The sequence below is a fragment of the Dialister micraerophilus genome (assembly GCF_947090205.1).
Lineage (GTDB): Bacteria > Bacillota > Negativicutes > Veillonellales > Dialisteraceae > Dialister > Dialister micraerophilus.
Genome location: NZ_CAMUNF010000004.1, coordinates 16901 through 30746, shown reverse-complemented (window position 1 = coordinate 30746; position 13846 = coordinate 16901). Strand labels below are relative to the sequence as shown.

At 39.7% G+C, this 13846-nt stretch carries 10 protein-coding genes and 1 riboswitch; of the genes, 9 read left to right on the top strand and 1 reads right to left on the bottom strand.

Translation table 11 applies throughout. The annotated features are described in order from the left end of the window. Positions 1-38 precede the first annotated feature (38 nt). On the bottom strand, positions 39-794 hold the full coding sequence (locus P6922_RS03385) for a 3-oxoacyl-ACP reductase (protein WP_276874288.1): 756 nt from the start codon (positions 792-794) through the stop codon (positions 39-41). Positions 795-831: 37 nt separating this feature from the next. Then, positions 832-929, bottom strand: a riboswitch (TPP riboswitch). Between the two features lie 243 nt (positions 930-1172). On the opposite strand from P6922_RS03385, the gene P6922_RS03380 reads away from it, so the two are divergent. From P6922_RS03380 to P6922_RS03340, 9 genes are all read left to right on the top strand, one after another. Next, positions 1173-1625, top strand: coding sequence for a YwiB family protein (locus P6922_RS03380; protein ID WP_007554951.1), 453 nt, complete (start codon positions 1173-1175; stop codon positions 1623-1625). After that, positions 1595-3259 carry an arginine--tRNA ligase gene (gene argS, locus P6922_RS03375; protein ID WP_276874285.1) on the top strand — a complete coding sequence of 555 codons (1665 nt, stop codon included), beginning with the start codon at positions 1595-1597 and terminating at the stop codon, positions 3257-3259. The genes P6922_RS03380 and argS overlap by 31 nt, the downstream gene beginning before the upstream one ends. 10 nt (positions 3260-3269) lie before the next feature. Beyond that, positions 3270-4886 carry a CTP synthase gene (pyrG, locus tag P6922_RS03370; protein WP_007556041.1) on the top strand — a complete coding sequence of 539 codons (1617 nt, stop codon included), beginning with the start codon at positions 3270-3272 and terminating at the stop codon, positions 4884-4886. 348 nt (positions 4887-5234) lie between these two features. Continuing rightward, positions 5235-6896, top strand: coding sequence for a ribonuclease J (locus P6922_RS03365; protein WP_007556042.1), 1662 nt, complete (start codon positions 5235-5237; stop codon positions 6894-6896). Positions 6897-6944: 48 nt separating this feature from the next. Further along, on the top strand, positions 6945-7898 hold the full coding sequence (locus P6922_RS03360) for a DUF2232 domain-containing protein (RefSeq protein ID WP_007556043.1): 954 nt from the start codon (positions 6945-6947) through the stop codon (positions 7896-7898). Positions 7899-7965: 67 nt separating this feature from the next. Next, the gene (locus P6922_RS03355) at positions 7966-9951 is read left to right on the top strand and encodes a DHH family phosphoesterase (protein ID WP_276874284.1); all 1986 of its coding nucleotides are present in this window, start codon (positions 7966-7968) and stop codon (positions 9949-9951) included. Positions 9952-9953: 2 nt separating this feature from the next. Beyond that, positions 9954-10400 carry a 50S ribosomal protein L9 gene (gene rplI / locus P6922_RS03350; RefSeq protein WP_007554840.1) on the top strand — a complete coding sequence of 149 codons (447 nt, stop codon included), beginning with the start codon at positions 9954-9956 and terminating at the stop codon, positions 10398-10400. A gap of 256 nt (positions 10401-10656) precedes the next feature. After that, positions 10657-12189, top strand: a complete 1533-nt coding sequence (locus tag P6922_RS03345; protein WP_276874282.1) for an alanine/glycine:cation symporter family protein — start codon at positions 10657-10659, stop codon at positions 12187-12189. Between the two features lie 310 nt (positions 12190-12499). Continuing rightward, the gene (locus P6922_RS03340) at positions 12500-13792 is read left to right on the top strand and encodes an ArsB/NhaD family transporter (protein WP_276874279.1); all 1293 of its coding nucleotides are present in this window, start codon (positions 12500-12502) and stop codon (positions 13790-13792) included. Positions 13793-13846: the final 54 nt, after the last annotated feature.

Sequence of the window (13846 nt, the reverse complement as noted above, 5' to 3'; positions counted from 1 at the left end):
GTTAAAAGTACTTGCTTTTAGTTTGCAAAAATATAAAATCAGTTGAATGTCTGTCCCGAGTCAACTACAATATTTTGTCCGGAAATTCCTTTTGAGCCTTCGCTTGCAAGGAAACATACGGTTTTTGCAAGGTCGGTAGGTGTCGTTACTCTTTTGAGCGATGTTGTTTGTGCAATCAGGTTGAATACTTCCGGTGTAGTTACGCTTGATGCGTCCGTTGTTTTGAGTAATCCTCCGGATACCATGTTGCATGCTATACCGTACTTACCGAGTTCGGCCGCACAGTTGCGCATAAATCCTATGAGTGCGCCTTTTCCTGTAGTGTATTCGTGGTAGGGTACTACCGGACTTTGGAAGAGATTTGTTCCGATTGAGATAAATCTGGCTCTTTCGGATTTTTTCAAACTCTCGAGATTTGTCTGTAAAAGATTCAATGCTCCTTTTACGGATCCTTCCAATTGTTTCAAGTAGTTTTCCCATGTAATATGAGATAAATCGAGTTGTTTTATCGGATCGAATTTGAAGTCGATCAATGCGTTGTGTATGATTACATCTACTTGTCCGAATGCTTTTATCGCTTCGTTGTGAAGGTTTTGCATTTCATCTTTGTTTCGTACATCGGCTTTTACGGTGATTACGTTTTCTCGTCCGAATTCATCGACAAGCCTTTTTGCACCTTCGGGTGTTTTGTAATAATTTGCTACGACTTTGTAGTTTTCCTTCAATAATTCACGAGCAATTTCAAAGCCGAGGCCTCTGCTTGCTCCCGTTACGATAGCAACTGCATTTTTCATTGCGGTTCACTCCTTTAATTTAAAAATAAAGAAGGGAATCTTTTGGTTAATTGCTTCCTACGCTTGTATTAACAAACAGGTTCAAAGGGTCAGGTTTTAACCTTCTCAACCAATAAGGTTCCCCTGCAATCAGTATCAATGCAATTATATAATAAAATACGTATTTTTTAAAGTTTCATGAGAGAGTGTTTCTGCGGAATGATTTTGTTTTTTGTGAATGAAATTTGAAATTTTTTGCGTTTTTGTACTTCGTTCAAGTTGTTTTATTTCTTTGCAAATATATTATTTCATTGATATAATTATTTTTTAAAATGTACTCAATGAATTCATTAATTCGTGTTATAATAATAGTATTGATTATTTATAAAGGGGATACCGATGAGAAAAAATGTAATGATTCGACTGACAAGTGTGCAACGTGACGAGTCCGGCGAAGATGAAAAAATTTCATTGGAAACGCCCGGTATATATGGTGAGGAAGAGGGGTATTCTTTTGTCACTTACGAGGAAACCGGATTGGCGGGTTTGGAGGGAACGACGACGAAGCTGGTTTGTTATCCCCGGCGTGCGGTTCTTTCGAGGTCCGGAAATTTTTTGTATGAACAGGAGTATGTCGTAGGCAAGACCATGAAGTCTTATTATGATACTCCGATGGGCCCGCTTGATTTGATTGTAACTACTAAAGAGTTTACAAATACCGTTGTGAACGGTAACGGGAAAATTCGCATTGTTTATGATGTGGAACTTGACGGTATTTTTAAGCATTTAAATGAAATTATTATAGATGTATGGGAGGATATATGGAAGTCAGAGATGAGCTTAAAGAATTAATCGAGAAAGCGAAGTTGGCGGCTGTTGAGTCCGGTGAATTGCCGAAAGGTGATTATCCGCCCGTTCAAAGATTGGAGCTTTCTCCGAAAAAGGAATTCGGTGATTATTCTTCCAATGCCGCTATGCAGTGGGCAAGAGTTGCACATATGGCACCACGTAAAATTGCGGAAATTTTGGTTGAACACATCGATTCTTCTCTTGTTTCAAAAACGGATATTGCAGGTGCCGGTTTCATCAATTTCTTTTTGGCAAAGGATACAGTTTATGCGGAATTGAAGAAAATTTTGGCAAAGGGTGAAAATTACGGTGATTTACCGAGAAATGACGAGGAAGCCGTTCTCGTGGAATATGTTTCGGCAAATCCTACCGGTCCCCTTCACATAGGTCATGCAAGAGGTGCCGCTTATGGTTCTGCAATGGTTAATTTGCTTCGCAGTGCAGGTTACAAAGTGCTTTCAGAATACTACATCAATGATGCAGGTAATCAGATAGACAATTTGGCACTTTCCGTAAATGCACGTTACTTGCAGCTTTTGGGAAAAGATGTACAGCTTCCGGAAAACGGTTATCATGGACATGATATTATCGAAACGGCACAGAGCATTTTGGATCGTGACGGAACGAAGTATCTTGAAATGGACGAAGAAAAAAGAATAGAAGTTTTCAAGGAAGTCGCTTTGAAAGAAAAGTTGGCGGCACTTAAGAAGGACTTGTCCGATTTCAATGTAGAATTCGATGTATGGATGAGTGAAAGATCTTTCTATCCCGATCAGGTAAATGAAGTGTTGGATATTTTGAAGAAAAACGGCACTTTATATGAGAAGGAAGATGCTTGGTGGCTCAATACCACGAAAGACGGAGATGATAAGGATCGTGTAGTTATAAGAAGTAACGGCGAACCTACATATTTCTGCTCCGATATTGCATATGTAAAGAACAAGATTGAAAGAGGCTATCATAAGTTGATAGATATTTGGGGTGCAGATCACCACGGATATATCGCACGTGTGAAGTCCGCCATGACTTCATTGGGTTATAATGCCGATGATTTCGATATTATGCTTCTCCAAATGGTTACACTTCTTCGTGACGGTAAACCGGTTAAGATGTCGAAACGTACCGGTCAGTCCGTAACATTGCGTGAACTTATGGATGAAGTAGGTGTTGACGTGGCAAGATATTTCTTCTGCAGTCGTACGCTCGATTCGCAGATGGATTTCGATATAGATTTGGCAAAGAAACGTTCAAGTGAAAATCCGGTGTACTACATTCAATACGCAAATGCACGTGTACACAGTCTGTTTAAACAGGCAGAGGAAAACGGAGTGAAAATTCCTTCTTGGGAAGATGTGGATTTCACCGTACTTGTAGATGAATCCGAACTTGATTTGATAAAGAAAATGGAAGTATACCACGGATTCCTTAAAGGGGCGGCTGCAGAAAGAGCGCCTCAGCGTATTGCGACATATGCCTATGAATTGGCGGCATTATTCCACCACTTCTATCGTAAATGTCGTATTTTAGGAGAAGAAGAAAAATTGATGCAGGCAAGATTGGGACTTATTCGTGCAGTCGGATATGTGCTTGTACATGCATTAGGTATTTTAGGTGTATCCGCACCTGAAGAAATGTAAGGGAGGTACCATGACAAAATATATTTTCGTAACGGGCGGTGTCGTATCGTCATTAGGTAAAGGTATTACTGCGGCATCTCTGGGAAGATTGCTTAAAAACAGAGGTTACAAAGTAACAATTCAGAAATTCGATCCTTATATAAATATCGATCCGGGTACAATGAGTCCATATCAGCACGGAGAAGTATTTGTAACGGATGACGGAGCTGAAACCGACCTTGACTTGGGCCATTACGAAAGATTTATAGATGAAAATTTATCCAAAGCATCAAATATTACAACGGGTAAAATTTACCAATCAGTAATAAACAAAGAACGTAAAGGCGAATATTTGGGATCTACCATACAGGTAATTCCTCATATTACCAACGCTATAAAAGAACGTGTATTCAAAGTAGGCAGAGAAGGTAATGCGGATATAGTAATTACCGAAATCGGCGGAACCGTAGGCGACATAGAATCACTACCGTTCTTGGAAGCCATACGTCAAGTGCGTAAAAACGTTGAACACAGAAATGACGTGCTTTACATACATGTAACGCTCATACCTTACATAGATGCGGCGGAAGAACTTAAATCAAAACCCACACAACACAGTGTAAAAGAACTTCGCAGTATCGGAATTCAACCGGATATTATAGTTTGCCGTACAAGCAAAGAAGTACCCGAAGACATGAAGAGAAAAATCGGACTTTTCTGTGACGTTGAACCGGAAGCCGTAATTTCAAATCTTACTGCAAAAAGCATCTACGAAGTACCGCTTCTTTTACAAAAAGAAGGACTTGACAAGATTGCACTCGAAAAATTGGGACTTGAAGACAGACCTTGCGATATGACCGCATGGAAAGAAATGGTAAACCGCATTATATCCGTAAAGGAAAGCGTGGAAATTGCACTTGTAGGCAAGTACGTGGCACTTCATGATGCGTACCTGTCGGTTGTAGAAGCAATGTCGCACGCCGGATACGAATACGGCAAGAAAATAAATATACGCTGGATAGACTCCGAAAAACTCGAAGAAGAAAAACCCGACCTTTCAAAAGTATTTGAAGGAGTCGACGGAATAGTAATCCCCGGAGGATTCGGATATCGTGGAGTAGAAGGTAAAATAGCCACCATCAAGTATGCACGAACACACAAAATTCCATACTTGGGACTGTGTCTGGGCATGCAATGTGCGGTAATCGAATTCGCAAGAAATGTATGCGGATTGAAAGATGCAAACTCTTCGGAATTCGTAGAAAATTGTTCAGCCGTAATCGACCTTATGTCGGAACAAGAAGACATAACCGAAAAAGGCGGCACGATGAGACTGGGACTCTATCCTTGCAAACTTAAAAAAGGAACGAAAGTAAGAGATCTCTACGACAACAAAGAACTCGTATACGAAAGACATCGTCACAGATATGAAGTGTCCAACACATACCGCGAAAACCTTGAAAGTCATGGCATGGTAATTTGCGGAACAAGTCCGGACGAAAAACTTGTAGAAACGATTGAGCTTAAAGATCATCCCTACTTTGTAGCGACACAAGCACATCCGGAATTAAAGAGCAGACCGAACGTACCTCACCCGCTCTTCAAAGGATTCATAGCTGCAGCGATAGAATACGAAAAAAATAAATAAGAAATGAAATTCCCTTAAGGCGATTAATTCAACTTGCTTTAGGGGATTTTTTTGAATATTTCAAATATTTCATTTTATAATTTCGTTCGCAATATAAATTTCATAATGAGATTTGGTGATGTGATTTCTTTTGCAATAAAAAAATATAGATAAATCTTAATAAATACATTTAATAAGCGTTTCATGAAAACATTTATATAATTTATGATATAATATTGAAAGCGGATATGAAACGGACAGAGGCAAAAACAAAACCTTTATTGAAAGTTGATCGGGAGAAGGTTTGCTCGGCGGCGAATGCCGTTGTTTTTGTTTATATTTAGTTTCTTTTTTAAAAGGAGGTGTATCTTGGCAAAGTCAAGATTACAAATTATACCGCTCGGCGGTTTGGGAGAAGTCGGAAAAAATATGATGGTTATTCGTTATGAGGACGAAATTGTAGTAGTAGACTCCGGTCTTGCGTTTCCGACAGAAAATATGCCGGGAATAGATATTGTTATTCCCGACTTCAGTTATTTGATTGAAAATAAAGATAAGGTCAAGGCCGTTTTGATTACTCACGGTCACGAAGATCATATAGGTGCGTTACCGTACTTGCTCAAAGAAATAAATGTACCCGTTTACGGTACTAAATTGACTTGCGGTCTTATTGAAGGAAAACTTATCGAAGCACAGATAAAAAATTATAAATTGAACGTAGTAAAAGCGGGCGATGAATTTAAACTCGGTCTTTTCAAATGCGGATTTTTCCACGTTTGTCACTCCATTCCCGATGCTTGCGGAGTGTTTATAAGAACTCCCGTAGGTACGATAGTGCATACCGGAGATTTCAAATTCGATCACACACCCAAGGATGAACTTCAAACAGATTTGTACAAATTGGCGGAATTGGGACACAGAGGTGTTCTTGCATTATGTGCCGATTCGACAAATGCGGAATGTCCCGGACATACACCGTCCGAAGCGGTAGTGGCGAAATCTCTCATGGATCAGTTTTCATTGGCAAAAGGTCGTATTATAGTTGCGACATTTGCATCAAACGTATCACGTTTGCAAATGGCGATAGATGCTGCAATTGCACACAGACGTAAAGTTTGTGCATTCGGACGTTCTATGGTAAATGTTATCGGTAAAGCGCTCGATATGGGATACCTCAAAGCTCCCGAAGGTACGATAATAGAACCCGAAGAAATGAACAGATATCCGGAAAGTCAGATTTGCATTCTTACAACCGGAAGTCAGGGAGAACCCATGGCAGGTTTGTCAAGAATGGCGGACGGAAGTCACAGACAAGTCACCGTACATTCCGGCGATACCGTAATTATATCGGCATCTCCGATACCCGGAAATGAAAACAGTGTAGGAAATACTATAAACAAATTAATGCGTATGGGCATAAAAGTTGTAACAAACAAAAGTACACGTGTACACGTTTCCGGACATGCGTCCGAAGAAGATTTGAAAACCATGCTTTCACTCGTAAAGCCGAAATTCTTCATACCTATACACGGTGAATTCAGAATGCTTTACAAGCATGCTGAAATTGCGACAATTCTCGGAATGCCGAAAAAGAATTCATTGGTAGCGGAAAACGGAAGCGTAATCGAACTTACACGAAATTCGGCAAAAATTACAGGTAAAGTACAAGCCGGAGCAATATACGTAGACGGATTGGGTGTAGGTGACGTAGGAAATATAGTACTTCGTGACAGACAGCAATTATCCGAAGACGGTGTAGTGATTGTAGTAATATCGCTTGAAAAAGGAAGCAACAGACTTTTGGCCGGACCGGATATAGTTACACGTGGATTCGTGTATGTACGTGACAGTGAATCACTTTTGAACGAAGCGAAAGCAAGAGTTGAAAAATCACTTGACTATTGTGAAAAAAGAAATATTAAAGAGTGGAATTTATTGAAAACTCAAATCAGAGATTCACTTGGAAAATATTTCTATGAACGTACAAAACGTCGTCCAATGATACTTCCGGTAATTCAAGAAGTACATTAATATCGAGTCGGGCAAAGCTCGACTCTTTTTTTAAAAAAGGATTAAAAAATGCAACGTACAAATGCACTTGCACAGGCCGGTATAGCAACGGCACTTACGGTGGTGCTTTCCCTTGCAGGATGGTACATACCGGTATTGTCGGGAATAATATTTTTTCTTATACCGATACCGATTGCATACTTGGGCCTTAATCAAGGTATAAAATGGTCGATTACAGTGACTGCGGCGGCATTTATATTGGACACAATATTTATGGGACTGTCGGCATCAATATTTATACTTACAATATTCGGTGCATTGGGAGTAATAATAGGAGCCGGATACCGATATAAATGGAAACCTATATACACCTTGCTTTTGGGCGGCATTGCAGTACTTATAGGCCTTATTATTTGCGATCTTATCGTAATGTATGTCATAGGCGGAGAACCGATGATACTGGGCGGTGCGATGATAAACGAAATTGAATCGGGAATGAAAACACTGCTTCCGGAAATATATAGCGGTGATTCACTTGAAAAAGCAATGTCGCAAATGAACCTTATAGTGGAAAACATGAGAAAAACCGTACCGGTAGCAATAGCGGGAGCATCGCTTTTCTATGCACTTTTTGCAATGACAATATCGAAAGTAGTATTTCATAAAATGGGGATAAAAAATCTTCCCTCGATACCTCAGTTTGAAAAATGGAATCTTCCGGTATACCTTGTATATGCGTACATTTTCATGCTTGCAATACGTTTCATTCTTCCGGAAAACGAATGGACACAACTTTTGGTTTACAACCTCACACCGATATGTACGATATCTTTTTACATACAAGGACTTTCATGCGTGTGGTGGGCATATCATAAATACCCCGTAATGAAAAAATTAAGACTTATAATACTCATACTGAGTTTATTCATACCGATACTTCAATTAGGAGTAATATTTGTCGGAATAATGGATATGACATTGAAATATAGACAAAAAACTGAAAGTTTGCAAAAAAACGAATAATAATGTACGATTCATACAGATATAATCGTATATCAAAGGCCGTAAAGGCGGAAAGAACAGGAGTTTTATGCTCAGCGATATCTGGATTTATAAAAAATCTGCAAAAATATTTATAATATTGCTTTTTATAGCGATATTTGCACTGTTTACACAAAATTGGCAAATGGGACTTTTGGTATTTATACTTGTTGCCGGATCTTTTGTGTACATATACAGACAAGACGGTAAACAAGAAAAAATACTGATGAAATACCTTGATGACATATCTGAAGGGGTAACGGCAGGTACCGTATATGCAGTCAAAAATTTGCCGATAGGAATTGCCATGATGGACGAAAAACGTGCATTGGTATGGGCAAACAACGTATTTCGTTCATGGATAGGAGAAAAAGCGGAAATCGGCGCAAATATGCAAAGCCTGATATATGGTGCGAAAGTCTCCAAATTATGGGGAAAAACAGGCTGGTTCGAATGTCATGCCGGAGAAACTTTTTTCCGGGTATTTCATAAATACATTCAAGTAAACGATACCGAAGAAGGCAGCACACCGTTCATGGTATTTTACTTCATGGACAGAACGGACGTTGAACTTTTGAGAAAATCTTCAGAAGAATCCATGCCGGTATTCTGTATGATACGTATAGACAATATTTCCGAAGTAACAACGGATATGACCGACGTTGAAAAATCCAACATACTTTCACAGGTAAATGAACTTATTTTAAAAGAATTCAGTCAAGTTGACGGATTTATCAAGCAATATACGGCATCGGATTATGTAGCGTGTATATCACATAAATCGTTGGACGATATGATGTATGAAAATTTTGAAATATTGGATAAAGTACGTTCGATACATACGGTAAACCGCATACCCGTCACACTTTCAATCGGTGTGGTACAAATGGACGAACCTTTTATAAAACAAGCGGAAGAAGCACAAATGGCACTTGACCTTGCACTTGCAAGAGGCGGTGATCAGGCAATCGTGAAGATAGGACAGAACGTCAAAGCGTTCGGCGGAAAAGTACCCACATCCGTAAGCTCCACGAGAGTAAGAGTAAGAGTAGTTGCACAAGCGCTCAAAGAAATAATCGAAAGTGCCGATCACGTACTTGTCATGGGACACGCACACGAAGACTTCGATGCGCTCGGCTCGGCGGTCGGCGTATGTCACCTTGCAAGAGCATCGGGAATATCCGCAAATGTAGTACTTTCACCGCAAGAAGACACTTCGAGGAAAATGATAGATGCAATTCGTGAAAGCAAAGAACTTGAAGGACTTCTCATAGACGAAAATACTGCAAAAGGTATGATTACGGACAAAACCGTACTGATAATTGTAGACACGCATATACCGGCAATGGTGGCGGCACCTCAATTACTTGAAAAAGTAAAAAGAAAAGTTATAATCGATCACCACAGAAGATCGGCAAGCATCATAGACGATCCTCTCCTTACATACATGGAACCTTCAGCATCATCGGCATCCGAACTTGTAACCGAACTCATTCAATACTACGGTGAAGAAGAGGAACTCTATGAAATAGAAGGCTCATGCCTGTATGCCGGAATTGTAGTGGACACGAAAAGTTTCAGCGTACAAACAAGCGTGCGAACATTCGATGCGGCAAGCTTCTTAAGACGAAGCGGAGCAAATACGATGATGGTAAGAGAAATGTTCAGAATAGATATGAACGCAATCCTAAACCGTTCACGTGTACTCTCGAACTTGAAAATAATAGATGAATACATGGTATTTGCAGAATGCCCCGAAGACATTGAAGACTCGCAAATAATGGCAGGACAACTCTCCGACTACTTGATAGCGGTAGAACAGATAAAATGCAGCTTCGTATTCTATCACACCGAAAAAGGACTGTGCCTGTCCGCACGAAGTGACGGAAGTATAAACGTACAAATCATAATGGAATCACTCGGCGGCGGCGGACACCTTACAGTAGCAGGTGCACAATTCGGAAAAGATGGTACAATAGAAGAAATAGAAAATAAAATCATAAAGCAAGTTCGTAAACAAGTAGAGGAGGAATAAATATGAAAGTAGTACTTCTTCAAGATGTAAAAAAATTAGGGAAACGCGGCGACGTAGTTGAAGTATCGGACGGATACGGCAGAAACGTACTTATTCGCAGAGGACTCGGTTTGGAAGGAACAAAATCCAACCTTAATATAGCGGCACAAAGACAAGAATCCAAAAAATTCCAATCACAAGTAGCAAAAGACGAAGCCGTAATAATGGCATCACAACTTAAAAAAGTGAAAATAGTAATTCCGATGCAATCCGGAGAAGACGGAAAAGTATTCGGAAGTGTCACACCCAAGTACATAAGCGAAGTACTTGAAAAAGATCACAACATTACAATCGACAAGAAAAATATAAAACTCAAAGAACCGATAAAATCACTCGGAGAATACGATGTGGAAATATGGGTACACCCGCAAATCACAAGTACAATCCACGTAAGCGTAGTAGAAGAATAAAAATAAAGAGACGTGAAAATAAAACGTCTCTTTTTACTTGCTTTTGAAAATGCTTTATTTGATAAAAATTGAAAATTTCGATTTCCCGAATATTTTTATATGAAAAGAAAATATGGAAATAATCAACATAAAATGATGTATGAGTGAATTTATATTATGCAATCATATTTATTTTACATATCAGCATATATAAAACAGAAAATGTGGTATAGTAACAATGTATCATTTAAAAGGGTTCAAACCCTAAGGAGGTTATATGGACGCTATTTTTAACGTCATAGATATTATAGTAGCCATTATCGGACCGCTATCCGACTTTTTGTGGGGATTTCCTACAAATTTTGATTGGTATTCAAGCATTCCGGTATTGGGAGAATTCTCTTTCTCTACAATTCTTTTGGTAGGATCGGGAATTTACTTTACATTTCGTTTACGTGCCGTACAAGTATCCATGTTTAAACGTGGAATTCACGTAATGACAAAAGGATACAAGGAAAAATACGGTATTTCACCGTTGGCGGCATTTCTTTTGAGCTCCGGTATACGAGTAGGTCCGGGAAATATTTTAGGTGTTACAGGTGCAATTGCAGCAGGCGGCCCCGGTGCACTTTTCTGGATGTGGGTATCCGCATTCTTCGGTATGGCTACGGCATATACCGAAAGTACACTCTCGCAGATTTTCAAAGAAAGACGCGGAAGTGAATACGTGGGCGGACTTCCCTACTATGCAAAAATTTTGTGTAACGACAAAGTTTGGGTCGGAGTTATTGCCGCAAGTGCATACATCGTATACAGCGTGTGCGGTATTCCGGTAGACAGCTTTAATACGGTAACGGGTATCGCTGCAGTAGGACGTATAATAACGGGTGTAGATTTCCCCGTACAATCCGACTTCTACTACTATGTATCCGCATTCGTTATCGCACTTGTTGCATTCATGGCATTTGGCGGAGTGAAACGTGTAACGCAAGCATCCGAATTCATGGTACCGATAATGTCATGCGTATACTTTGCGACAGTCATCGCTTTGATTTTGTACAATGTAAACAGCGTATCGTACTTCTTTAATGCGGTATTCTCCGGAGCATTCACGCCCGATGCAATATTCGGCGGCGCATTCGGTTCAATGCTTGTACAAGGGGTAAAACGTGGACTTATGTCAAACGAAGCAGGACAAGGTACAATTACCATGGCCGCAGGAGCTGCCGGCGGAAATCATCCATGTGAACAAGGACTCATCGGTGCAATCGGAGTATTCTTCGACACACATATTATCTGTACGCTTACAGGATTTATTATTATAATGGCGCACCGTTGGACAGCAGATCCCACATGGCAAACAGCTGAAACATACACGAAATTCCTCTCATCGGTAAGCTCACTCACACCGGGTACGATAGAAAGTATAGTTTTACTTCTCCTTTCGATATGCTTTGCGCTCTTTGCATACACATCCGTTATAGGTATGGTAGCATTCTCGGAAGTATCGGCAAAACGTATAAGCAACCATAAATGGTTCATTCAAGCGGTAAGACTTCTGTGCGTATTCGTATCTGCATTCGGAATAATGTCCAGTATAGCAGGATACGACCTCAGCCGTATGTGGGCATTCGAAGACTTGGGAAATATTACAATCGTATACGTAAACATTCTCATGCTCTACTTGGGCTTTAAATATGTAATAAAAGCAACCGAACATTACGGAAACAGAAATCCGAAAGGAAATGAAATATTCAACTCGGAACAAGTTTTGGGAATTGAAACCGACTGCTGGAAAAATAAAGAATAAGAAAAGAGGCGAAAAGCCTCTTTTTCATTGCAGTGAAAATTTCAAAACACAAAAATCGTAAAATAAAAACAGAAAGTAAAAAATATTTTACAAAAAACGGACAACTCAAAAACCTATCTTGCTATTTAAAAATTATAAAAACGGAAAAATTTAAATTGAAATATACAAAAAATATAAAATAAAAGTTTAAATTTGAAAAAATATATTGATACTGGTAACAATTCTTTTATTTAATGGAATAATGTGCTATCATCATGTTAAGTTTTTATTACAGAATGAAAGGTGGCGAAGGGGGATAGACCCTGCTCATATGACAGGACAGACAGCATTCTATACCGCAATTATTATTTTCGTTTTAACCTATATCGGGATTATGTCGGAAAAGGTGCCGCGCACCATTTGCGCATTACTCGGCGGCGGTGCAATGATTTACTTCGGTTTTGTCACACAAAATCAAGCATTTACACAATTTATCGACTTCAATACCATCGGTTTGTTAATGGGTATGATGATTTTAATTTCCGTAGTAAAGAAATCCGGATTTTTCAAGGCGATGGCACTTTGGGCTGTAAAAATGAGTAAAGGGCAATCAAAAGAATTGCTCATATTGCTTTCCATAGTAACGGCAGTAGGAGCGGCACTCATAGACTCCGTAACGGCAGCATTACTTATAGCACCGATGACTATATCCATCTGTCGTATGCTCAAGATTTCACCCGTTCCCATACTTATATCTGAAATTCTCATGGCTAACATAGGCGGAACGGCACTCATGATCGGTAATCCGCCGAACGTTATGATCGGATCGGCAACGCATTTGGACTTCAACGACTTCTTGATAAACCTTGCACCGGTAGTAGTTGTTACAATTATCGTGACACTTATCGCAATACTCGTACTGTTTCGAAAACAACTTCCGAACGTGCATATGACACAAGAAGAACTTGACAAAATAGATATATCATCTGCAATAGAAGACAAGAAAATACTTAAAAGATCGCTTTCGATACTCGCACTTACGATCTGCGGATTTGTAATACACAGTATGTTCGGACTTCAATCGGCAACAATTGCAATGACCGGCGGTGTCGCAGCTATGATTATATGCGGAATAGACCCGCAAGAAGTAATGAAAGAAGTAGACCTCGACACATTACTCTTCTTTACAGGACTCTTCATATTGGTCGGAGGAATGGAAAATGCCGGAGTAATTGAAGCGCTCGCAAAATGGGCAATCGGACTTGTAGGCGGAGATATGAACCTTGTAACATTCCTCATTCTTTTCCTCTCGGGAATTGCATCCGCATTCATCGACAATATACCGTTTACGGCAACAATGATACCTCTCATACACAATATGCAGGTACTTTTGAATGCACCCCACTCGGACTACATGTGGTGGTCACTCGCACTCGGTGCGTGCTTTGGCGGAAACGGAACGATGATAGGTGCATCACCGAACGTAATCATGATAGCGATAGCGGCAAAAGAAGGATACAAAATAAGCTTCAACACATTCTTGAAATGGTGCTTCCCTCTTATGCTCCTTTCACTTGTCGTATCTGCAATATACCTCTATGTAAGATATCTTATGTTTATTTAAGAAATATAAAAAGCTGCAGTTCATTTAAAATGTGCTGCAACTTTTTTTATGTGA

Bases quoted from the DNA above. Each gene is read 5' to 3' on its own strand.
- P6922_RS03380 (WP_007554951.1), top strand. From the start codon at position 1,173: ATGAGAAAAAATGTAATGATTCGACTGACAAGTGTGCAACGTGACGAG.
- P6922_RS03355 (WP_276874284.1), top strand. From the start codon at position 7,966: ATGCTCAGCGATATCTGGATTTATAAAAAATCTGCAAAAATATTTATA.
- P6922_RS03345 (WP_276874282.1), top strand. From the start codon at position 10,657: ATGGACGCTATTTTTAACGTCATAGATATTATAGTAGCCATTATCGGA.
- P6922_RS03360 (WP_007556043.1), top strand. From the start codon at position 6,945: ATGCAACGTACAAATGCACTTGCACAGGCCGGTATAGCAACGGCACTT.
- argS (WP_276874285.1), top strand. From the start codon at position 1,595: ATGGAAGTCAGAGATGAGCTTAAAGAATTAATCGAGAAAGCGAAGTTG.
- P6922_RS03340 (WP_276874279.1), top strand. From the start codon at position 12,500: ATGACAGGACAGACAGCATTCTATACCGCAATTATTATTTTCGTTTTA.
- P6922_RS03385 (WP_276874288.1), bottom strand. From the start codon at position 794: ATGAAAAATGCAGTTGCTATCGTAACGGGAGCAAGCAGAGGCCTCGGC.
- pyrG (WP_007556041.1), top strand. From the start codon at position 3,270: ATGACAAAATATATTTTCGTAACGGGCGGTGTCGTATCGTCATTAGGT.
- rplI (WP_007554840.1), top strand. From the start codon at position 9,954: ATGAAAGTAGTACTTCTTCAAGATGTAAAAAAATTAGGGAAACGCGGC.